At 72.4% G+C, this 22,322-nt stretch carries 17 protein-coding genes; 12 read left to right on the top strand and 5 right to left on the bottom strand.

Translation table 11 applies throughout. From position 1 onward, the window contains the following. Positions 1-66 precede the first annotated feature (66 nt). The 11 genes from ABZW30_RS23545 (at position 67) to ABZW30_RS23495 (ending at position 13,720) form a co-directional block, all read left to right on the top strand. On the top strand, positions 67-720 hold the full coding sequence (locus ABZW30_RS23545) for a TetR/AcrR family transcriptional regulator (RefSeq protein WP_355673135.1): 654 nt from the start codon (positions 67-69) through the stop codon (positions 718-720). Positions 721-850: 130 nt separating this feature from the next. Further along, positions 851-1,891 carry a LysR family transcriptional regulator gene (locus ABZW30_RS23540; RefSeq protein ID WP_355673134.1) on the top strand — a complete coding sequence of 347 codons (1,041 nt, stop codon included), beginning with the start codon at positions 851-853 and terminating at the stop codon, positions 1,889-1,891. 421 nt (positions 1,892-2,312) lie between these two features. Beyond that, the gene (locus tag ABZW30_RS23535) at positions 2,313-3,302 is read left to right on the top strand and encodes a nitronate monooxygenase (protein WP_355673133.1); all 990 of its coding nucleotides are present in this window, start codon (positions 2,313-2,315) and stop codon (positions 3,300-3,302) included. A gap of 93 nt (positions 3,303-3,395) precedes the next feature. Next, positions 3,396-3,986 (top strand): YciI family protein, encoded by a 591-nt coding sequence (locus ABZW30_RS23530; RefSeq protein WP_355673132.1) that lies wholly within the window; start codon positions 3,396-3,398, stop codon positions 3,984-3,986. An 80-nt stretch (positions 3,987-4,066) separates the two neighbouring features. Further along, positions 4,067-5,497: an FAD-binding protein gene (locus ABZW30_RS23525; RefSeq protein WP_355673131.1), complete on the top strand. Its 1,431-nt coding sequence runs from the start codon at positions 4,067-4,069 to the stop codon at positions 5,495-5,497. Between the two features lie 33 nt (positions 5,498-5,530). After that, the gene (locus ABZW30_RS23520) at positions 5,531-6,466 is read left to right on the top strand and encodes a hypothetical protein (protein WP_355673130.1); all 936 of its coding nucleotides are present in this window, start codon (positions 5,531-5,533) and stop codon (positions 6,464-6,466) included. Beyond that, a complete protein-coding gene (locus tag ABZW30_RS23515) occupies positions 6,463-7,239 on the top strand; it encodes a hypothetical protein (protein WP_355673129.1) in 777 nt (258 codons plus the stop codon). Before ABZW30_RS23520 ends, ABZW30_RS23515 begins: the two co-directional genes overlap by 4 nt. After that, positions 7,236-9,008 carry an isocitrate/isopropylmalate family dehydrogenase gene (locus tag ABZW30_RS23510; RefSeq protein WP_355673128.1) on the top strand — a complete coding sequence of 591 codons (1,773 nt, stop codon included), beginning with the start codon at positions 7,236-7,238 and terminating at the stop codon, positions 9,006-9,008. The genes ABZW30_RS23515 and ABZW30_RS23510 overlap by 4 nt, the downstream gene beginning before the upstream one ends. Before the next feature lie 19 nt (positions 9,009-9,027). Beyond that, the gene (locus tag ABZW30_RS23505) at positions 9,028-9,861 is read left to right on the top strand and encodes a DUF6282 family protein (RefSeq protein WP_355673127.1); all 834 of its coding nucleotides are present in this window, start codon (positions 9,028-9,030) and stop codon (positions 9,859-9,861) included. Between the two features lie 34 nt (positions 9,862-9,895). Continuing rightward, positions 9,896-12,607: a phosphoenolpyruvate carboxylase gene (ppc, locus tag ABZW30_RS23500; protein WP_355673126.1), complete on the top strand. Its 2,712-nt coding sequence runs from the start codon at positions 9,896-9,898 to the stop codon at positions 12,605-12,607. A gap of 57 nt (positions 12,608-12,664) precedes the next feature. Further along, positions 12,665-13,720 (top strand): MBL fold metallo-hydrolase, encoded by a 1,056-nt coding sequence (locus ABZW30_RS23495; protein WP_355673125.1) that lies wholly within the window; start codon positions 12,665-12,667, stop codon positions 13,718-13,720. A gap of 6 nt (positions 13,721-13,726) precedes the next feature. On the opposite strand, the gene ABZW30_RS23490 is transcribed toward ABZW30_RS23495, so the two are convergent. From ABZW30_RS23490 to ABZW30_RS23470, 5 genes are all read right to left on the bottom strand, one after another. Continuing rightward, positions 13,727-14,581: an ABC transporter permease gene (locus ABZW30_RS23490; protein ID WP_355673124.1), complete on the bottom strand. Its 855-nt coding sequence runs from the start codon at positions 14,579-14,581 to the stop codon at positions 13,727-13,729. Then, complete coding sequence (locus ABZW30_RS23485) at positions 14,578-17,370, bottom strand: alpha/beta fold hydrolase (RefSeq protein WP_355673123.1); 2,793 nt, start codon at positions 17,368-17,370, stop codon at positions 14,578-14,580. The genes ABZW30_RS23490 and ABZW30_RS23485 overlap by 4 nt, the downstream gene beginning before the upstream one ends. A gap of 550 nt (positions 17,371-17,920) precedes the next feature. Further along, entirely contained in the window at positions 17,921-18,859 is a 939-nt protein-coding gene (locus ABZW30_RS23480) for an RluA family pseudouridine synthase (RefSeq protein WP_355673122.1), read from the bottom strand. 68 nt (positions 18,860-18,927) lie between these two features. After that, positions 18,928-19,521, bottom strand: coding sequence for a signal peptidase II (gene lspA, locus ABZW30_RS23475; RefSeq protein ID WP_355673121.1), 594 nt, complete (start codon positions 19,519-19,521; stop codon positions 18,928-18,930). A gap of 238 nt (positions 19,522-19,759) precedes the next feature. Next, complete coding sequence (locus ABZW30_RS23470) at positions 19,760-20,305, bottom strand: TraR/DksA family transcriptional regulator (protein ID WP_355673120.1); 546 nt, start codon at positions 20,303-20,305, stop codon at positions 19,760-19,762. Between the two features lie 558 nt (positions 20,306-20,863). Here ABZW30_RS23470 and ABZW30_RS23465 point away from each other — a divergent pair. After that, positions 20,864-22,322, top strand: a 1,459-nt coding sequence (locus tag ABZW30_RS23465; protein WP_355673119.1) for a class I tRNA ligase family protein, incomplete at its 3' end; no start/stop codon positions are given.

The raw sequence follows: 22,322 nt of genomic DNA, 5'->3' as shown, positions 1-22,322 counted from the left end.
AAGACTGCGGAAACATTCCGTCCCGATGGTATGTATGTGCTCTCGCTCACTATGGAGGGCACACACATGGCCAAACAGGAACGGGCACGACGCACACGGGAGAAGGTCCTGACGGCCGCGGCGGAGGTGTTCGCCTCGCAGGGCTACAGCAGCGCCACGCTCAACGCGGTGGCCGAGCGCATCGGCATGACCAAGGGCGCGCTGTACGGGCACTTCCCCTCGAAGAGGTCGTTGGCCGGGGCTCTGATCAACGAGTCCCGGCACACCTGGACGAGCCTGCGGGCCGAGTACGACGCCCCGGGCGCCGACCCGGGGGGCATCCTCGAACGCGTCGTGGTGGGTTTCGCCGGCCGGCTGCAGTCGGACGTGCGACTGCGGGCCGCGCTCCGGCTCGCAGCCGACTGCCCGACCCTGGCGCAATCGCTCTCCGGCGTCCTCGTCGAGATGCACAACGCCCTGACCGAACTGGTCCGCCGGGCCCAGCGAGGCAGCGGCTTCCCCGGATACTCGCCGCAGCTGGTCGCCGCCTTGCTGATGATCATGATGTACGGACTGCTGAACGCTCCCGACGGGTGCGCCGAGATCGCGGGCGCACCCGACGGGGAGCCGTTGTGGCGGCTGCTGTTCACGGCACTGACGGGGAACGGGGGGCCGGACTCCGCACGCCCGGAGGGCGGTCCCGCCGCAGACCCCGCCTCGGGCCCTGTTTCAGGCCCGTAAAAAATACCTTCTGGAACGAATTTTTGTGTCATGCTGCATCGAGGGCCCCGACGTGGAGGGCCCGCCGGGCGCACAACCCCTGCGCGGGGGCAGGGTCGACACCGCTTGGGACGACGCTTTGGAGGAGCGGATGAGTGTGCTGGACGAGTGGACGGGCCAACGCACCTCGACACGCGCGGGCCTCGACGCACCCGGACCGGATCCGGCCGACGACGTCCTGCTCCGCGCGATGACCGACGCAAGGGAAGTCGACGATTTCGACATGCGACACCTCCGGTATTTCCTGACCGTGGTCCGCGCCGGAACCGTCTCGGCCGCCGCCCAGGAACTCCGGATTTCCCAGCCGAGCCTCAGCCAGCAAATTCGACGGCTGGAACAGAGAATCGGTGCCGCACTGTTCATCCGCAGTTCCCGCGGCGTTGAACTGACGGCCGGCGGCCGGGCATTCCTCCGGGAAATCCAGGGAATTCCCGGCCAGCTCCGCTCGGCCATCGCCGCGGTCGCCCCCGCGCCGCAGGTGTGGCCCGTCGGGGTGTGCGGCGGGGTGCCGGCCGAGGTCCTGATCGAGGTGCAGAACGGCCTGTCCGGGCGCCGCACCCACAACGGCCAGCAGGCCGCCCACCAGCCCGGCGCGAAGCTGCGGATGCGCTCGGTGGACGCGGCCGACCAGGGCGAGCTGCTGCGGCACGGCGAGATCGCCTTTGGCATCGTGCGGCTGCCGATCCCGGTGCCGCACGTGGTCTGCGCCGTGGTCCGGGACGAGCCGCTCGGCGTCGTGATGGCGCGCGAGCACCCGCTCGCCGCCCGGCCCGAACTGACCCTGCGGGACCTCAACCGGCAGCGTCTGCTCTGGTACGACGAGGGCTGCGCGCCCGGGTTCGCCGAGTCCGTACCCGCGCACCTGGCCCGACTCGGCTGGAACACCGTGCTGCACCCGGCCGACCAGGATCAGCCGGCCCTGTTCCTGCACGCGCTGCGGACCACCCCGGACCTGGTGGCCCTGCGCCCGCGGCGCGCCGTGGAGCGGGAGCCGCACCTGGTGTGGCGGCCGCTGCCGACCCCCAGACCGCCGCGCGAGCGCCTCGCCGTCACCGCGGTGCGGGGCAGCCACACCGCCCGCGTCCTGCAGGAGGTGGCCGCCGAGCGCGGCTGGCTGTTCCTCGCCGAGTAATCCCCCTGCCGGTTCGGGCGCGCACACCGTGTTCGAACCGGCCCCCGACCGGCGTGTGATCCGGGTCTCCCCCGCCCGGATCACACGCCTTTTCGCGTTTCCCGAGCCCCCCGATATCCAGCCGATATAGCACCGGCTTATGGCGGTCACACGGTTTACGTCTTGGACGCCGTTCGAATCCCACGGCTAATGTCTTCACCAGAGCGCAGCACCGGGCAACACGGCTCGACCAGCCCGGCTCGGCGCAAAGCAGCTCAGCACAAAGCAGCCCAGTACAACGCGGGCCCCCTTCCGAAACGGTTCCGATCCGTGGAATGCCCCGCCCCCACCGCGCGGAATTCAACGTCGAATTCGCCGCGCCACCCGTTCTCGTCGGCCCGCCGGGCCGTGCCATGCCATCGAACCGGACCAAGGGAGCATCGTGATCTCGACCAGGCTGACGGAACTGCTCGGCATCGACCACCCGGTCGTCTGCGCCCCGATGGGCGGCGTGACCGGCGGACGACTCGCCGGCGCCGTGACGGCGGCGGGCGGTCTCGGCCTCGTCGGCGTCAGCTACGGCGACGCGGCGTTCATCGACGAGCACCTGCCGCAGGCCGCCGAGACCGGCGGCGTCTGGGGCGTCGGGTGCGTCATGTTCACCTTCGACGAGCGGCCCGGTCTGTGGGAGAAGGTGCTCGGCTACGCCCCGCCGGTCGTGGAGCTCTCCTTCGGCAGCGCCACCCAGGTGCAGAAGTACGTGGCCTCCGCGACCGAGGCCGGCTCCAAGGTCGTCGTCCAGGTGCACGACCCCGCCCAGGCCGCCATCGCCCTGCGGGCCGGCGCCCACGTGATCGTCGCCCAGGGCGCCGAGGCCGGCGGCCACCACGCCTCCCGCGCCACCCTGCCCCTGATCCCGGCCGTCCTGGACGTCACCCAGGGTCTGGTGCCGGTGGTCGCGGCCGGCGGCTTCGCGGACGGCCGCGGCCTCGCGGCGGCCCTCGCGCTCGGCGCCGACGGCGTGATGATGGGCACCCGCTTCGCCGCGACCGAGGAGTCGATGGCCTCCCCCGGCTTCAGGTCCCACCTGGTCTCCGCCGGCACCGCCGACACCGTCAACACCCGTTCCTTCGACGTCGTGCGCGGCATCCCGTGGGACCAGGTCTACAGCGCCCGCGCCGTCGTCAACGACTTCACCCGCACCTGGACCGACCGGGACGCCGAACTGGCCGCCCGCCGGGGCGAGATCGAGCCCGCGTGGAACGCCGCCGTCGCCCGCGACGACACCACCCAGCGCGCCATGCTCGTCGGCGAGAACCTCGACCAGATCCAGGACATCCAGCCCGCCGCCCAGGTCGTCCACAACGTCGTGGCCGACGCGGAGCGGATCCTCTCCGGGCTCTCCCGGCACCTCGGCGTCCCCACCGCCTGAGCCTGCTGCCCCCCGTACCCCGCCAGGCCCGCACCCGGCACCTCCCCCACACACCCCGACCATCCGATCCGTCCACACGACCCGGAGGACCCGTTGATCCACGTACTGACCCTCACGTACCTGACCCCGCGTGAGACCGTCCTCGCCCACATGGCCGAGCACAAGGCCTGGCTGCGCGAGCACGGCGACCAGGGCCGCGTCCTGCTCAGCGGCCCCCGGCCGGACGGCGGCGCGGTCATCATCACCGCCGACCTCGACGACATCCAGGTGCGCGAGCTCATCGAGAGCGACCCCTGGCACAAGCTGGGCATCGCCTCGTACGCCCAGCTCTCCTTCGAGGGCCGCAACGCGAGCCCCGGCGTGATCACCTCCCCGGTCCAGGACGACGGCGTCCTGCTGATCAACGTGGCCACCACCGACGACGCGGCGGCCAGCGTGGACGCGCTGGCCCTGGCCGTCGACCACGTCGCCGCCACCGCCGACGGCTTCCGCGGCTCCCGCCTGCTGACCAGCGTCGACGGCGACGCCATGGTCAACTTCGCGGCCTGGTCGAGCCAGGCGGAGTTCGACGCGATCTTCCAGGACCCGGAGTTCATGCGCCGCTACCAGGCCTTCGCCGAGACCACCACCGGCGCCAAGTTCCGGCTCTACCGCACCAGCCGGGTCATCACGCCCAACCGCTGAGCCCCGCACCGCCCCGCGAGAACCCCGCGAGAACCCCTCAGGAAACCCCGAACCTTCCACCCCACTCGGAGGAGAAGCACATGTCCGACGCGAACACCCAGGCCCAGTACGACCTCATCGTCATCGGCTTCGGCGCCGCCGGCCTGTCTGCCGCGCTGTCCTACGCCGAGGCCACCGAGGGCCGTGAGACCCCGGCGAAGATCGCGATCCTGGAGCGCTCCAGCGAGGAGGAGCGCGGCGGCGCCACCCGCTGGACCGGAGCGTTCCTGCGGATCAACGAGGACAAGCAGCTGGACACCGACTGGGCCGAGCACGTCAGCCGGGTCTCCGGCGGCCTCGCCGACATCGAGTACTGCCGCACCGTCGAGCGCGAGACCAAGCAGACCCTGGAGTTCGTCGAGAAGCACGGCGTCGAGATCGCCTTCGAGCACTTCCCGCTGCCGCACACCTTCGCCGCCGGCCAGCCGTCCATGGCCAAGCCGGCCAGCCCCCGCGGCGGCGGCGCCTCGATCGTCGAGCACCTGGGCGCCGCCCTGGAGAACGACCCGCGCGTCGACATCCGCTACCGGACCGAGGCGCTGCGCCTGACCACCACCGAGGACGGCACCGTCGACGGCGTCCTGGTCCGCGGCGCCGACGGCCGCACCCAGCGGCTCACCGGCCGTGCCGTCGTGCTGGCCTGCGGCGGCTTCCAGGGCAACCCGGAGATGCTCACCCGCTACATCGGCGAGAAGGCCTGCGACCTCCCGCTGATCGCCCCCGGCATCACCAACAACCGCGGCGACGCGCTGCGGATGGCCCTGGAGCTGGGCGCCGACACCGCCGGCCAGTTCGACGGCATCCACGCCGAGCCCGTCGACACCCGCACCGACAAGGCCGACTCGGTCCTGTACGGCTTCGCCACCGGCATCTTCGTCAACCGCAGGATGGAGCGCTTCTTCGACGAGGGCCGCGACACCTGGGACAACACCTTCGAGCACGTCGGCTACGAGATCTGGAAGAACCAGGACCAGGAGGCGTACTGGATCGCCGACGCCAAGACGCTGGCCATCCCCGGCATCATGACCTCGCTGCTCAGCGACGTGCCGCCGGAGCAGGCCGACAGCCTGGAGGAGCTGGCCGGCAAGCTCGGCATCGACGCCGAGGCGCTGGAGAAGACCGTCGCCGAGTTCAACGCGGCCGTCGGCCCCGGCGAGTTCGACCCGACCCGGCTGGACGGCAAGGCCACCGTCGGCATCGAGCCGAAGAAGTCCAACTGGGCCACCCCGCTGGACACCGCGCCGTTCATCGGCGTCCCGGTCACCTCCGCGATCTGCTTCACCTACGGCGGCGTCCGCACCGACCTCGACGGCCGGATCGTCACCCCCTCCGGCACCGCCATCCCCGGCCTGTACGCGGCGGGCGAGGCCACCGGCCTCTTCTACCACGCCTACCCGCCGGCGACCTCGGTCCTGCGCTCGCTGATCTTCGGCCGGCTCGCCGCGCACCACGCCGCCGCCCAGCAGGCCTGATCCACCCCCCAATCCACTGCACCTGGAGGAACCGTGAGCATCGTCAACATCGACGTCACCCTCCGTGACGGCGGCTACCGCAACGGCTTCAACTTCCCCCTGGACTACGCGCTGAAGCACGCCAAGCTCAGCGTCGAGGCGGGCTTCGACTGGGTCGAGATCGCCTACCGCAAGGGCTCACTGGTGCCGATCCCGAACCTCGGGCTCACCGGCCGCGGCGACGACGAGTTCATCGCCGCCGTCGCCCAGGAGGTCGGCCCGGACCGGGTCGCGATGATCCTGCACCCGAAGAACATCACCGAGCAGGACCTGCCCGCGATGTACGCCGCCGGCGCCCGCCTGGTCCGCATCATCCTGCCGTCCAAGGGCTACCAGCGCGGCCTGGAGTACATCCGCCAGGCCAAGGAGATCGGGTACACCGTCGGCGTCAACTTCGCCCGAATAAGCCAGTGGTCGGGGCGCGGCATCGTCGAGGTGTCCACCGCCGCCACCGACGCCGGCGCGGAGTTCGTCTACCTGGCCGACTCCAACGGCAGCCTCTCCCCGGTGGACACCACCGACCTCACCACCCTGACCAAGTCGGTCACCGGCGGCCCGGTCGGCCTGCACGCCCACAACAACCTGGGCCTCGCCCTGTCCAACGCGATCAGCGCGGTCGCCGCCGGCGCGACCTGGATGGACTCCTCGATCCAGGGCATGGGCAAGGGCCCGGGCAACCTGATCGCCGAGCAGTGGCTGGCGCACCTCGACCGCACCGACGCCGAGGCCTCGGCCCGCCTCCACCTGGGCCACGCCCTGGAGTTGGCCGAACTGCTGCTCGCCACCGTCCCGGAAGGCACCCCCTCCCTCCCGCTGCCGGACCTGGTCCTGGGCCGCTACGACCTGCCGGTCGAGCACCGCAAGGACCTGGTGGGCGGCAGCCACCACGAGGGCATCGCCACCGCGCGCACCCTCGCCACCGTCCGGTGACGACCACCGGACGGACCGTACCGGCGGCGGTCTTCGGACCGGAGACCGCCGCCGGCGCGGCACACGCCCTCGTCCTCGCCCCGGTCACCCCCCGCTGGGACGGCGGAGCCTTCTTCACCCCCGTCACCCGGGCCCTGGCCGAGGCCGGCCTGCGGGTGACCGTGGTGGACACCCTCTCCGCCTGGGACGAACAGATCGACTCGCTGGCCGCCCTCGCCGCCCGCTGGCGTCGACTCCTCACCCGGTACGGCCCGGTGGACCTGCTCTGTGGGAACGCCCTGGGCGGGGCGGTGGCCCAGGCCCTGCTCCCCGACCTCGCCCCGCACACCGCGGCGCTGCTCGTCTCCGGCCCCGCCCGCAGCGACGCCGTCCTCGAAACCAGGCTCACCGAGATCGCCGAACTGGCCGCCACCGGCCGCTCCGGCGAGGCCCTGGCCCTGCTCAACCGGCGCGTCCAGCCGCACGACCGCCGCTTCGAACCGGGGGGCGACACCCCCGAACCGCACGACCCGGAGGCCGGGCGCCGCCTCGCCGCCGGGATGCGGATGCTGTGCGGCATCGACCTGACCGACGCGGTGCGGGCCCACCCCGGCCCGCTGCTGCAGATCGTCGGCGGTCACTCCCAGTTGGTCGGCCACCGCCACACCGCGGCGGCCCCGCACCACCGGGTGCACGTCATCCCGGGGGCCGGCATGCGCCCCCACTTCGAACGCACCGCAGAGGTGTCCGCCCTGGTCGGCACCTTCCTGCGGGAGAAGGGACTCAGCACATGAAGAGCGTCGCGGTACTCCCCGGCGACGGCATCGGACCGGAAGTCACCTCCGCGGCCCTCGACGTCGTGGACGAGCTCGGCCTCCCACTCGATCTGCGCTTCGGCGAGATCGGCTGGGAGTGCTGGCGCCAGGAGGGCAACCCGGTCCCCCAGCGGACCTGGAAGCTCCTGGAGGAGACCGACACCTGCCTGCTCGGCGCCATCACCAGCAAGCCGCTGCGCGAGGCCGAGGCCGAGCTGCCCGCCGAACTGCGCGGCACCGGGCTCACCTTCGTCTCCCCGGTCATCCAGCTGCGCCAGCAGCTGAGCCTGTACGCCAACATCCGCCCGGTCATCGACCTGGTCGACGGCCGCTTCGACTTCACGGTGATCCGCGAGAACACCGAGGGCCTGTACGCCGGTTACGACTTCCACGGCCTGGACGACGCACTCTGGAACGTGGTCCGCGACCACCCCAACGCCCAGGCCTCCGGCCCGGATTCGAGCAGCGTCACACTGCGCCTGCAGACCCGGTTCGGCATGGACCGGCTGCTGCGCTACGGCTTCGAGTACGCCCGCTCGCACGGCTACGACCGGCTCACCCTGGTCGACAAGCCCAACGTGCTGCGCCACAGCAGCAACCACCTGCGCGAGCGCCTGGAGCTGATCGCCGGCGAGTACCCCGAGATCGAGACCGAGATCCTCAACGTCGACGCGATCGCCCTGTGGCTGGTGCGCCGGCCCGAGCGGTTCGGCGTGCTGGTCGCCGAGAACATGTTCGGCGACATCCTCTCCGACCTCGGCGCGGGCGTCATGGGCGGCCTCGGCCTCGCCCCCAGCGGCAACATCGGCGACCACGGCAGCTACTTCGAGCCGGTGCACGGCAGCGCCCCCGGCATGGCCGGGCAGAACCGCGCCAACCCGATGGCGATGGTGCTCACCGTCGCCCAGATGCTCGACCACCTGGGCCTGCCCGTCCCCGGCGGCGAACTCCGGGCTGCGGTCCGGGCGGTCGCCAAGCAGCGCACCACCGTCACGTACGACATGGGCGGCACCAGCGGCACCCGCGAGGTCGCCCGGGCGGTGGCCGAGGAGCTCACCGCCGGCCACGGCCCCGAGGACGTGGTGGACCGGCTCGCCCGCCTGGACACCGCCTCCGTCTCCGACGCCCTCGACAGCCTGGGCGTCGGCGGCGTCCTGGCCGGCATCGCCCCCCGGGTGCCCGGCGCCCGCGCCGCCGGCCGCGCCTTCACCGTCAGCTACCAGCCCGTCGACAGCGCCGCCGAGGGCTTCCGCAACGCCGCCAACTACCTGGACGACGTGCCCGAGGGCTCCTTCGTGGTGGTCGACAACGCCGGCAGCACCAGCTGCACCAACTGGGGCTCGCTGCTGACCAAGCTCGCCCAGCGCCGCGGCGTGCGGGGCACCGCCCTGCACGGCTCGGCCCGCGACATCGCCGAGATCCGCGCCGCCGGCTACCCGCTGTTCAGCACCGGCGCCACCATGGTCAGCGGCAAGAACCGGGTGGAGCTCGCCGCCACCGGCCGGGACGTCGTCATCGGCCGGGTCACCGTACGGCCCGGCGACATCGTGGTCGCCGACGACAACGGAGCCCTGGTGGTCCCCGCCGAGCACGCCGCCGAGGTCGCCGACCGGGCCGAGCGGGTGGAGCGGACCGAGAGCGCCATCGCCGAGGCCGTCGACGCCGGCCTGCGGCTCGACGAGGCCCGCCGCCGGTACGGCTACGCCAAGCCCTGGGACGACGGCGGCGCCCAGCAGTCCCATGCATGACCCGGCGGGGAGCATGGTGGTGGACCTCCACTACCACGCCGGCCCCGACCTCTACCGCCGCCGCCTCACCTCCCTCGGCGCGGGCCGGGCCTACCAGGACGTCGGCGGCTGGGTGGTGCTCAAGAGCCACCTCAGCTCCACCGCCGCCCGCGCCTGGGAGGCCCGTCAGGAGGGGCTGCCGGTCTCCGGCACCCTCGTCCTCAACGAGCTGGCCGGCGGCGTCCGGCCCCGGGCCGTGGAGCAGGCGGTCTACGCCCACGGCCCGGACAGCCCGGCCCGCCTGGTCGTCCACCTGCCCACCCTGGTCGGCCACACCCACTGCTCGCCGCTGCGCCGCACCCCGTTCCACCCCCTGCTCGACCCCGAACGGTGGCGCACCCGCCCGGTCCTCGACGACGACGGCCGACTGCGCCGGGACGTACGCGAGGTGCTCCGGGCGGCCCGCGACCTGCCGGTCGCGGTGGCCACCGGGCACAGCGACCGGGAGGCGGCGCTGCGCATCGTGGACGAGGCGGTCCGGCTCGACCTGCCGCGCCTGCTCCTCACCCACGCCACCCACCCCATGTCGGGCTTCACCCCCGACAACCTGACCGACCTGTCCCAAGTGCCCGGCCTGTACGTCGAGATCACCGCGCTGACCCTGTTGCTGGGCCACCGCGACGCCGGACACCTGAGCGAGCTGGTGCACGCCCACCCACGGGTGCTGTTCAGCTCCGACCTCGGACAGCCCGACCAGCCGGACGTGAAGGAATGGCTGGACCTGAGCGCGCAGTGGTTCCGGGCCGCCGGCCTGACGAACCGGGAGATCAGGGCCATCACCTGGGCCAACCCGGTGAACCTGCTGACGCCGTGAACGGACCTTCACCACTCCCCGACCAGGAGCAGTCATGAACGCCCGTACCGACCACGCCGCCCTGCACGCGGACCTCCGGCACCTCGCGGACCTGCTCGACGAGACGCTCGTCCGCCAGGAGGGCCCCGAGCTGCTCGGCCTGGTCGAACAGGTCCGCCTGCTCAGCCGCACCGACGGTGAGGCCACCGCCGAACTGCTGCGCGGCATCGGGCCGGCGACCGCGGCCAAACTGGTCCGCGCCCTCGCCACCTACTTCCACCTGGCCAACGTCGCCGAACAGGTGCACCGCGGCCGCGAACTGCGTGCCGTCAGGGAACGGGCCGGCGCCGCCCTCGCCCGCGTCGTCCAGCAGGCGGCGAGGGAGGCGCCGGACGCTCTGGCCCGGGCGGTCGAACACCTCAACGTCCGCCCGGTCTTCACCGCCCACCCCACCGAGGCCGCCCGCCGCTCGGTCCTCACCAAGCTGCGCCGGATCGCCGAACTGCTGGAGACCCCGGTCCCCGAGGCGGACCGCCGCCGCCACGACGCGCGGCTCGCCGAGACCATCGACCTGATGTGGCAGACCGACGAGCTGCGGGTGGTCCGCCCCGAACCCGCCGACGAGGCCCGCAACGCCATCTACTACCTGGACGAGCTGCACGCCAATGCGGTCGGCGACGTCCTGGAGGACCTCACCGCCGAGCTGGAGCGGGTCGGCGTCCGACTGCCCGACGACACCCGCCCGTTGACCTTCGGCACCTGGATCGGCGGCGACCGCGACGGCAACCCCAACGTCACCCCGGAGGTCACCTGGGACGTCCTGATCCTCCAGCACGAGCACGGCATCAACGACGCCCTGGCGATGGTCGACGAGCTGCGCGGACTGCTCTCCAACTCCATCCGCTACACCGGCGTCACCGACGAGCTGCTCGACTCGCTGGAGCACGACCTGGCCCGTCTGCCCGAGATCAGCCCCCGCTACAAGCGGCTCAACTCCGAGGAGCCGTACCGCCTCAAGGTCACCGCGATCCGCCAGAAGCTGGTGAACACCAAGCGCCGGCTCGCCGAGGGCGGCCCGCACGAGGAGGGCCGCGACTACCTCGGCACCGCCGAACTGCTGCGCGACCTCACCCTGGTGCAGACCTCGCTGCGCGAGCACCGCGGCGGCCTGTTCGCCGAGGGCCGGCTGGGCCGGACGATCCGCACCCTCGCCGCCTTCGGCCTGCAACTGGCCACCATGGACGTGCGCGAGCACGCCGACGCCCACCACCACGCCCTCGGCCAGCTCTTCGACCGGCTCGACGAGGAGTCCTGGCGCTACGCCGAGATGCCCCGCGACTACCGGCAGCGGCTGCTGGCCAAGGAGCTCACCTCCCGCCGGCTGCTCGGCCCGGCGCGGCTGGACCGGGCCGGGGAGCGGACCCTCGGGGTCTTCCACACCGTCCGCCGGGCGCTGGACTCCTTCGGGCCCGAGGTCATCGAGTCGTACATCATCTCGATGTGCCAAGGCGCGGACGACGTCTTCGCCGCCACCGTGCTGGCCCGCGAGGCCGGCCTGGTCGACCTGCACGCCGGGATCGCCGAGATCGGCATCGTTCCGCTGCTGGAGACCACCGACGAGCTGAGGGCCGCCGACACGATCTTGGAGGACATGCTCTCCGACCCGTCGTACCGGGCCCTGGTCGCCCTGCGCGGGGACGTCCAGGAGGTCATGCTCGGCTACTCGGACTCCTCCAAGTTCGGCGGCATCACCACCTCCCAGTGGGAGATCCACCGCGCCCAGCGCCGGCTGCGCGACATCGCCCACCGCTACGGGGTGCGGCTGCGCCTCTTCCACGGCCGCGGCGGCACCGTCGGCCGCGGCGGCGGCCCCTCGCACGACGCGATCCTCGCCCAGCCCTGGGGCACCCTGGAGGGCGAGATCAAGGTCACCGAGCAGGGCGAGGTGATCAGCGACAAGTACCTGGTCCCGTCGCTGGCCCGGGAGAACCTGGAACTGACGGTCGCCGCCACGCTGCAGGCCTCCGCGCTGCACACCGCCCCGCGCCAGTCGGACGAGGCCCTGGCCCGCTGGGACGCCGCGATGGACGTGGTCTCCGACGCCGCGCACGCCGCCTACCGCGCACTGGTGGAGGACCCGGACCTGCCCGCCTACTTCCTGGCCTCCACCCCCGTCGACCAACTCGCCGACCTGCACCTGGGTTCACGGCCCTCGCGCCGCCCGGACTCCGGCGGCGGACTGGACGGCCTGCGGGCGATCCCCTGGGTGTTCGGCTGGACCCAGTCCCGGCAGATCGTGCCGGGCTGGTACGGCGTCGGCTCCGGGCTGAAGGCGCTGCGCGAGGCGGGTCTCGGCGCCGTCCTGGACGAGATGCACGAGCAGTGGCACTTCTTCCGCAACTTCGTCTCCAACGTGGAGATGACGCTGGCCAAGACCGACCTGCGGATCGCCCGGCACTACGTGGAGACGCTGGTGCCCGAGTCGCTCCAGCACGTCTTCGCGGCGATCGAGGCCGAGCACGACCTGACCGTCAGCGAGCTGCTGCGGATCACCGGCGAGAGCGAACTCCTGGAATCCCAGCCGGTGTTGAAGCAGACCTTCACTGTCCGCGACGCCTACCTGGACCCGATCTCCTACCTCCAGGTCGCCCTGCTCAAGCGCCAGCGGGACGCGGCCGCCGCGGGCGATGAGCCCGACCGCACGCTCTGCCGGGCCCTGCTGCTGACCGTCAACGGCGTCGCCGCCGGCCTGCGCAACACCGGCTGACGCCCGCCCCCACGAAGCCACCCCACGAAGGCCCCTCCCACACAAGAAGGCCCAGCCATGACAGAGCCATCCGAACACCAGGGCGCCCCCTCCCGGCGCCGTGTGCTGCGCACCGCCGTCGTCGCCGGCGCCGCCCTGGCCGTTCCGCTCGCCGGCGGACTCCCCCAGGCCGAGGCCCGGGAGGAAACCCGGCCCGCACGCCGGCCCGCACGCCCCCGGATCGGCTCGCTCGGCGACCAGTCCGCCGTCCGCACCTTCACCCTGGGCGACGTCCGGCTCACCTATGTCGTCGACGCCGCCATGGGGTTGGACCGCACCGGCTTCCTGCCCGCCGTCCCCTCCTCCTACTGGGCGGAGCACCCCGAGGAGGTCGCACCCTCCGGCCGGATCGCCGCCTCGGCCGGCGGCGTCCTGGTCGAGCGGGGCCACCGCCGGCTGCTGATCGACGTGGGCCTCGGTGCCAATGTGCTCCCGCCCTCGCTCGGCGTCTCCCGCGGCGGAGCGCTGCTGCGCACCCTCCGGGGGCTGCGGGTGGCACCGGAGACCATCGACACCGTGGCCTTCACCCACCTGCACACCGACCACACCGGCATGGGCTTCCTCACCGCACCGGGCCGGGCGCCGCGCAAGGCGTTCCCGCGCGCGGGCTACCTGGTGGCCGGGGCCGAGTGGGAGCCGTTCTGGGAGCACCAGGTCAAGGTCGGGGCGCCGTCCTGGGACAGCTTCATGCTCCCGATGTCGAAGGTGCTGCGCCGCTTCGACGACGGCACGCAGGTGTGGCCCGGCGTCAGAACGCTGATCACCCCCGGCCACAGCCCGGGCCACACCACCTTCGTCATCTCGGCCGGCGACGGGCGGCGGATCCTGGTGTTCGGCGACGCCTTCCACACCCCGGCCCAGGTGGCCCACCCCGAGTGGCCGTCCGGACCGGACACCAACGTCGACAAGGTGCTGAAGGCCCGCCGGACCCTGCTGGCCGAACTGCGCAAGCCGCGCACCTACGGCTTCGCGTTCCACTTCGGCGACCAGGCCTTCGGCCGGGTCGGCGAGGACGGCCGCTGGCACCCGGTGCCCGCCCGCGCCCTGCTGCCCACCCCGATCCAGTTGCCGTAGCAGGTGTTACGACACCACGTCCTTGCGCGCGAACCCCCGGAAGGCCAGCGCCAACAGCACCACCGCGTACGAGAGCGACAGCGAGACGCCCTGCAGCATGCCGCCCCACTCCAGCTGCGGCTGCAGGGCGTCCGCCCACGCGTACTGCCAGTGCGCCGGCAGCCACTCCCGCAGATCGCCCAGCGCGGTGACCGCGTCCAGCACCCCGGTGATGATCGAGACGAACACCGCACCGCCGACCGCCCCCAGCGGCGCGTCCGTCGCCGTCGACAGCCAGAAGGCCAGCGCGGCGATCACCAGCTCGCTCAGGAACACGAAGGCCACCGCGAGCGCGATCCGGGGCAGCGCCTGCCCGGCCGGCAGGCTGGCCCCGGCGGGCAGCTTCAGGTCCCCCCACCCGTACGCGGCGGTGCCGACCACCAGCCCGACCGCGGGCAGCATCACCACCGCCACCGCCGAGAACGCCAGCCCGACCGCGAACTTGCGGGCCAGCAGCCGGGCCCTCGGCACCGGCGCGGCCAGCAGGTAGCGCAGCGAGGACCAGCTGGCCTCCGAGGCCACCGTGTCCCCGCAGAACAGCGCGACCGGGATCACCAGCATGAAGCCGGTGCCCACGAACAGCATGGTGACGGCGAAGTTGGCGCCGGAGGCGGTGGCCAGCTCGATGAAGGTGGTCCGGTCCGGACGCCCCGGGGTGCCGCCGATCTGGAACGCGGCCAGGATGACGAACGGCATCGCCGCCAGCACCCCACCGATCACCAGCGTGCGGCGCCGACGCAGCTGCCGCATCGCCTCCACCCGCAGCGGCAGGGTCCGGCTCGCCCGGTACCCCTCGGCATGGTCCGTCGAGACGGCGCTCACGCCGCACCTCCGATCAACGACAGGAACGCGTCCTCCAACCGCCGCTGCGGCCCGGCGCTCTCCACCGGCACCCCCAGCCGCACCAGCTCCGCCAGCAGCTCGCTCGCCGCGAGCCCGTCCAGCCGGACCAGCAGCCCGTCCTCGACGGCCTCCGCCGAGCCGACCCCGGCCAGCGCGCCGACCTTGGCGACCACCGACTCCGGGTCGCAGGAGTCGGCGACCCCGATCATCAGCAGCTCGCCGGCGCCGACGATCTCTCCGACCGGCCCGGCCGTCACCAGCCGCCCGCGGTCCATGACCACCAGGTCCGTACAGCTCTGCTCGACCTCGGCCAGCAGGTGGCTGGAGACGATGACGGTCCGCCCGCCTGCCGCGTACCGGATCATCACCTCGCGCATCTCGCGGATCTGCGGCGGGTCCAGCCCGTTGGTCGGCTCGTCCAGGATCAGCAGGTCCGGCATCCCGAGCATCGCCTGCGCGATGGCCAGGCGCTGCCGCATGCCCTGCGAGTAGGTGCGCACCGCCCGGTCCAGCGCCTCACCGAGCCCGGCGATCGCCAGCGCCTCGTCGAAGCGCGCGTCCGCCTCCGGCCGCCCGGTGGCCCGCCAGTACAGCCGCAGGTTGGCCCGTCCGGTCAGGTGCGGCAGGAAGCCCGCGCCCTCGACGAAGGCCCCGACCCGCGAGAGCACCGGTGCCCCCGGCCGCACCAGGTGTCCGAAGATCCGGATCTCCCCGGCGTCCGGCCGGATCAGGCCCATCAGCATCCGCAGCGTGGTGGTCTTGCCCGCACCGTTCGGCCCGAGCAGGCCGAGCACCTGGCCCTGCTCCACCCGGAAGCCCAGGTCCCGTACGGCGTACCGGTCCTGCGCGCCCTTGTAGCGCTTGCTCAGTCCGCTGATCTGCAGCGGCACCCCGGCCAGCTCCGGGTCGAAGCCCGGCCCGGCGGCCGCCGAGCGCCGCCGACGCACCACCGGCACCAGCACCAGGGCGGCGGCCAGCAGCACGGCCGCCAGCGGCAGCAGCCAGGTCCGCGCGGGCAGCGGCGCCGCCTCGGTGACCAGTTCCTCGTCGGTCGGCACCATGAGCGCCCCGGCCGGCGTGACCCGGTAGGTGGCCGGCTCCGCCGGAGAGGCGTACGCCAGGTCGGTGGACGCCAGCACCAGCCGCACCCGGTGCCCGGTCGGGAAGGTGTGGTCCACGGCCGGCAGCTGGACGGTCACGGTCCGGCCCGCGTCGGCGCCGGTCACCCGCAGCGGCGCCGCGAGCTGCTGCGGCAGCACCGACTTGCCGTCCGGCCCGACGTCGTACAGCTTCGCGAACAGCACCGCGTCCGGCCGGTCCGCCGTCACCTTCACCGGCACGGTCGGCTGCCCGGTCAGGTGCAGCGGCGTGTCCAGCGGCGCCGAGTCGAAGGCGGCGTTCTGCCCCGGGAAGTCCAGCGACAGCCCGGCCCCGAGCGAGGCCGCCTGGCTCAGCGCGCCGATCCCCGGCAGCGTCGAGATCCCCGGCGGTGCCCCGCCGGGCGGGTTGGCGACCGGCTTCTCCCCGCCCGCCAGCTCGATCGACCGGGAGCCCGTCCCGGCCAGCCCCGGGTAGCGGTCCGCGGAGGCGCCGCGCAGCACGGCCTGGAAGCCGGTGGAGTCCACGCCGCCGGTCCGGGTCACCCGGAAGGCCGGCCCGGTGTCGTTGCCGCGCCCCCGCAGGTAGTGGTCGAACCAGGCGGTCACCCGGTCGTCCACCCGCGCACTGGTGTCCGTCCCGCCGTCGTGCCCGCCCGCGAACCAGTCCACCGCGACCGGCGCGCCGTTGGCCGCCACCGCCCGGGCGATCCGGTCGCCCTGGTCCAGCGGGAACAGCGAGTCCTGCTGCCCCTGCACCACCAGGGTGGGCGCCTTGAGCTGCGCCGCCACCGAGGACGGACTGGACTTCTCCAGCAGCGCGACGGCCTCCGGATCGGCGTGCCCGGCGGTGGCGACCCGGTCGTACATCTGGCAGAGCGAGTCCAGGAAACGCCCGCAGCCCACCTGCCCGTCGGTCGTCGGCTGGGGCCCGGCCCCGCCGCGCGGCGCCCCGCCCGAGGGCCCGAGACCGCCAGCCGAACCAGGGGCCGCCGAGCCGGTGGTGAAGAAGATCCCGGCCCACAGCTTCTTGAACACGCCGTCCGCCGCGCCCGAGCCCTGCACGCCCTGCGGGAACAGCGCGTCGGCCAGGTTCCACCAGGTGATCTGGGTGGCCACCGCGTCGATCCGGTGGTCGTACGCGGAGGCCAGCAGCGAGATCGCCCCGCCGTACGAGGCGCCGGTGATGCCCACCCGGGGGTCACCGGGCCCGTCGAGCTGCACCTCGGGCCGCTGGGCCAGCCAGTCCACCAGGTGCTTGACGTCCTCGACCTCGCGGTCCGGCGCGTTCAGGCCGATCTTCCCGCCCGAGTGCCCGAAGCCGCGCGCCGACCAGGTCAGCACCGCGTAGCCCTGCCGGGCCAGCTGCTGGGCGCGCTCCCGCTCGCCGTCCTTGGAGCCGCCGAAGCCGTGCGCGAGCAGGACCGCCGGTCGCGGGGTGGTGCCTGTGGTGAAGAACGAGGTGTCCAGTTGGACCTGCTGGGCGCTGCCGGGCGTCTCCGGCATGCTGAGGAAACGATCCTCCTGGTGGACCACCTGCTCGCCGCCGGACGCCACCGCCACCGTACCGACCCCGGCGACCGCGACCAGGGCCACCGCCCCGGCCAGCACCTTGCGCCGCACCGACATGCCGCGGCCACGCCAGCGACGCCATGCCCCACCGAACTCCATGGGGGCTGATCGTATCCGCCGCCCGGGTAGGCGTCCGATAAAGCCACCACCCCTTTTCGCCCGGTTCACCCCGCTAAGCGCCGGTATCGCACGGCTCACCCCGCCCTGAGAAGGTCCCGTGTTCTACCCCCGGCCCCTGCCCTCTCCCCGAAACGGAAGTTCCCCGCGCCCCGGAAGGGGCGCGGGGAACCGCGCAAAGCGGAAGGCCCGACCGGCACGTGCTCGCCAGCCGCTAGAGCACCCGAGTCATCGTCCGATGCGGAATCCCGGCATCGTCGCTACTCCAGCTCCTCCAGCACGTTCTGCTCGACGTTGACATCCTCCTCCGGCCGAAGCCGGAGGACTCCAACCCTCGCGGGTCGGGCTTTCTGCTTCACAGCCGGTTGCCGACCTGGGGCTACCAGCAAAGGGACGGTGTGCCGCCCATCGGTCCTACATCAGCTCCACAGACCTGACTTCCCGCCAGCCCGACGGTAGGCCGGGCCGGAACTTGGTCATCGTTCCAACCTGGCGTAGTAGACCTATCACACACGGTGACGCGACCGGCGCGTCAGCTCTCCGTCGCGATGATGTCCAGGGCCTTCTTCAGGTCCTCCGGGTACTCGCTGCTGAACTCGACCCACTGCCCGTCCGCCGGGTGCTCGAAGCCGAGCGAGACCGCGTGCAGCCACTGCCGGGTCAGCCCGAGCCGCTTGGCCAGCGTCGGGTCGGCGCCGTACGTCAGGTCGCCGACGCAGGGGTGGCGCAGCGCGGACATGTGGACGCGGATCTGGTGGGTGCGGCCGGTCTCCAGCTTGATGGCCAGCAGCGAGGCCGCCCGGTACGCCTCGATCAGGTCGTAGTGGGTGATCGACGCCTTGCCGTCACGGGTGACCGCCCACTTCCAGTCCGAGCTGGGGTGCCGCCCGATCGGCGCGTCCACCGTGCCGCTCATCGGGTCCGGGTGTCCCTGGACCAGCGTGTGGTACCGCTTCTCGGTGATCCGGTCGTGGAACTGCCGCTTGAGGTCGGTGTACGCCCGCTCGGACTTGGCGACGACCATCAGCCCCGAGGTGCCGACGTCCAGCCGGTGCACGATGCCCTGCCGCTCGGCGGCACCGGACGTCGAGATCCGGTAGCCGGCGGCGGCGAGCCCGCCGATCACGGTGGGGCCGGTCCAGCCGGGGCTCGGGTGCGCGGCGACACCGACCGGCTTGTCGACCAGCACGATGTCCTCGTCGTCGTGGACGATCCGCATGCCGTCGACCGGCTCGGCCACGATCTGCACCGGGGCGGCGGGGGCGGGAATCTCGACCTCCAGCCAGGAACCGGCGGTCACCCGGTCCGACTTGCCGGCCACGGCGCCGTCGAGCGTCACCTTGCCCTCGGCGGCCAACTCGGCGGCCTTCGTCCGGGAGAAGCCGAACATCCGGGCGAGGGCGGCGTCGAGGCGCTCGCCCTCCAGGCCGTCGGGTACGGGGAGGCTGCGGATCTGCGCTGCGGTACTCACCCGTACGAGTATGCCGGAAAGGCGGCACCACCCCTCCCGCCGGCGGTCCCGCCCGGTGGCGCAGTGCCCTACTTGTCGCCCTTCTCCGTCTGCTGGTGCACGGTCCCGTCCGGGTTGCTGCCCCGGAAGGAGAGGAGCACCACCAGGATCCCGCCGCAGACGATCGCCGAGTCGGCGAGGTTGAACACCGCGAAGTGCTGGACCGAGACGAAGTCCACGACGTGCCCGCGGAAGACGCCCGGCGCGCGGAACAGCCGGTCGGTGAGGTTGCCGAGCGCCCCGCCGAGCAGCAGTCCGAGCGCGATCGCCCACGGCAGGCTGTACAGCCTGCGGGCGATCCGCCAGATCACCACGATGACGGCCGAGGCGATCATCGTGAAGACGACGGTCAGCGCCTGCCCCATGCCGAAGGCGGCACCGGAGTTGCGGATCACCTGGAGGGTGACGACGTCGCCGATCACCTTGATCGCCGCGTGGTTCTCCAGCTTGGCGACGACCAGCAGCTTGCTGCCCAGGTCGATCAGGAAGGCGAGCACCGCGACGACCAGCAGCACGCCGACCCGCCGCGGACCCTTGGGTTTCTCCACCACCGTGGCCCCGCCCCCGGAAGTCGCGTCGCCGTCGGTCGAGGCCGCCTCCGCGGGCTCGGTGGGATCGGCCACGGCCACCTCCACGGCATCGGCGGGGTTCGGGACGGCGTCGTCCCGGGTCTGGGGGGAACCTTGCGTACTGATGATCCGCTCCGCTGCCGATGGAGCTCCCCCGGGCAGGAGGTGGGGGAGGATGTTGGGCCGATGCCGCTCTGGAATCCGTCGAGGAACCGCTACGGACGTGTCAGGCGACGTTACGGGGTCGAGCGTACGGCAAGCCCGACCCCCGACGTCGCTCCGGTGGCCCGGTTCAGCGGCGTTCCTGCTTGGCCTTGCACTGGACGCAGAGCGTGGCCCGGGGGAAGGCCTGCATCCGGGCCTTGCCGATGGCCTGTCCGCAGGACTCGCAGATGCCGAAGCCGACGCCCTCCAGCCGCTCCAGGGCGCGCTCCGTCTGGGCGAGGCTGTCCCGCGCGTTGTTGGCGAGCGCCAGCTCGCTCTCCCGCGAGATGTTCTTCGTACCGGCGTCCACCTGGTCGTCGCCGGCTCCGTCGTTGGAGTCGCGCATCAGGCCGGCGATGGCGGCGTCGGCGGCGTCGATCTCGCCGCGCAGCCGCTCCAGGTCGCTGATCAGCTCGTCGTGCAGCTCGTGGACCTCCTCCGAGGTCCACGGGTCCTCGCCGGGCCGGACCGGCAGCGTGGCCGGATCGACGGACTCGGCCCCGCGCGGTGCGGTGACGATGTCGGTGCTGCTCTGAGGTGCGGTAGTGGTCACGGTCCCCTCCCCTGGATCGGCCGCCACGGCCTTGCGTGCCCGCTTGGTGGCGGTGCCCACGCCGGTTGCCTTATCAGCCATGGCTTCGACCCCATCTACGAACGAATCGAGCCGCCGGTTCCCGGCGGCTTCCAGTGCCGGAACGATAATCCCGATCAAAACCGGTCACAACATGACATACCGGCGCCTCGCGCTGATCCCACCCAGGCAGCCGCCCCAGCCGCCACGCCCCGCGCGTTGACAGACTTGTGCCCACCTCACCCCCGCCTAACCACCCCGCCGACCAGCCCTTCCACGCCCCGCGACCACCCCTGCGGAAACGGTTTGGACAAACCGACTCGCCCGGCCGATACACTGGGCCTGCAAGGCGCAGATGGGACGAGTACCGACGTACGCAGCCACCAGCGACCCGGGGACGGTGTGAGCCCGGGGGTGTGCACGACGGGAAGATCACCCCGGAGCCGCCGGAAGAACGGCCACCGCGCGACCCGCGGCGGCCCACTAGACCCGGCAGCAAGCCCAAACAAGAGGGCCGCAACGCAGCACCGCGGCCAAGGAGGGTGGTACCGCGGGGCGGCCAGGCCGTCTCGTCCCTCCGGAGGATTCAGTCCCAGCATCCGCCGGAGGTAGACGCCCGCGATGAGCAGCACCTACAACCCCGTCCCCGCGCAGGTGGACCTGCCTGCCCTGGAGCATCAGATCCTGTCCTTCTGGCAGGACAACAAGATCTTCCAGCGCAGCCTGGAGCAGTCCGAGGGCCGTCCCGAGTGGGTCTTCTACGAGGGCCCGCCGACCGCCAACGGCATGCCCGGCGCCCACCACATCGAGGCCCGCGTCTTCAAGGACGTCTTCCCGCGCTTCCGGACGATGAAGGGCTTCCACGTCGCCCGCAAGGCCGGCTGGGACTGCCACGGCCTGCCGGTCGAGCTGGCCGTCGAGAAGGAGCTGGGTTTCTCCGGCAAGCAGGACATCGAGGCCTACGGCATCGCCGAGTTCAACGCCAAGTGCCGCGATTCGGTGACCCGCCACACCGACGCCTTCGCCGAGCTGACCACCCGCATGGGGTACTGGGTCGACCTCGACCAGGCCTACCGGACGATGGACCCGTCGTACGTCCAGTCCGTCTGGTGGTCGCTCAAGCAGATCTTCGACAAGGGCCTGCTGGTCCAGGACCACCGCGTCGCCCCCTGGTGCCCGCGCTGCGGCACCGGCCTGTCCGACCACGAGCTGGCCCAGGGCTACGAGACCGTCGTCGACCCCTCGGTCTACGTCCGCTTCCCGCTCACCGGCGGCCCGCTGGCCGGCCAGGCGGCCCTGCTCGCCTGGACCACCACCCCGTGGACCCTGGTCTCCAACACCGCCCTCGCGGTCAACCCGGCGGTCACCTACGTGGTGGCCACCGACGGCAACGAGAAGCTGGTCGTCGCCGAGCCGCTGGTCGCCAAGGCCCTCGGCGAGGGCTGGGAGACCACCGGCGAGTCCTTCACCGGCGCCGAGATGGAGCACTGGAACTACCAGCGCCCCTTCGAACTGGTCGAGATCGAGAACGCCCACTTCGTCCTCACCGCGGACTACGTCACCACCGAGGACGGCACCGGTGTCGTCCACCAGTCCCCGGCCTTCGGTGCGGACGACCTCGCGACCTGCCGCAAGTACGGCCTGCCGGTGGTCAACCCGGTGCTCGCCGACGGCACCTTCGCCCCCGAGGTCCCGCTGGTCGGCGGCCAGTTCTTCAAGAAGGCCGACGAGGCCCTGGTCGCGGACCTCAAGGAGCGCGGCCTGCTCTTCCGCCACGTGCCGTACGAGCACAGCTACCCGCACTGCTGGCGCTGCCACACCGCGCTGCTCTACTACGCGCAGCCGTCCTGGTACATCCGGACCACCGCCGTCAAGGACGCGCTGATCCGCGAGAACGAGGCCACCAACTGGTTCCCGGAGACGGTCAAGCACGGCCGCTTCGGCGACTGGCTGAACAACAACATCGACTGGGCGCTCAGCCGCAACCGCTACTGGGGCACCCCGCTGCCGATCTGGCGCTGCGAGGAGGGCCACCTCACCTGCGTCGGCTCGCTGGCCGAGCTGACCGAGCTCACCGGCA

Source organism: Kitasatospora sp. NPDC004669 (genome assembly GCF_040609455.1).
Classification (GTDB): Bacteria; Actinomycetota; Actinomycetes; order Streptomycetales; family Streptomycetaceae; genus Kitasatospora.
Note: the sequence above shows the minus strand (reverse complement) of the source record. Positions and strands in the feature narration are given on the sequence as shown.

Excerpts from the sequence above, each read along its gene's own strand:
- ABZW30_RS23540 (WP_355673134.1), top strand. The coding sequence starts at position 851 with ATGAGTGTGCTGGACGAGTGGACGGGCCAACGCACCTCGACACGCGCG.
- ABZW30_RS23545 (WP_355673135.1), top strand. The coding sequence starts at position 67 with ATGGCCAAACAGGAACGGGCACGACGCACACGGGAGAAGGTCCTGACG.
- ABZW30_RS23485 (WP_355673123.1), bottom strand. The coding sequence starts at position 17,370 with ATGGAGTTCGGTGGGGCATGGCGTCGCTGGCGTGGCCGCGGCATGTCG.
- ppc (WP_355673126.1), top strand. The coding sequence starts at position 9,896 with ATGAACGCCCGTACCGACCACGCCGCCCTGCACGCGGACCTCCGGCAC.
- ABZW30_RS23525 (WP_355673131.1), top strand. The coding sequence starts at position 4,067 with ATGTCCGACGCGAACACCCAGGCCCAGTACGACCTCATCGTCATCGGC.
- ABZW30_RS23470 (WP_355673120.1), bottom strand. The coding sequence starts at position 20,305 with ATGGCTGATAAGGCAACCGGCGTGGGCACCGCCACCAAGCGGGCACGC.
- ABZW30_RS23495 (WP_355673125.1), top strand. The coding sequence starts at position 12,665 with ATGACAGAGCCATCCGAACACCAGGGCGCCCCCTCCCGGCGCCGTGTG.
- ABZW30_RS23510 (WP_355673128.1), top strand. The coding sequence starts at position 7,236 with ATGAAGAGCGTCGCGGTACTCCCCGGCGACGGCATCGGACCGGAAGTC.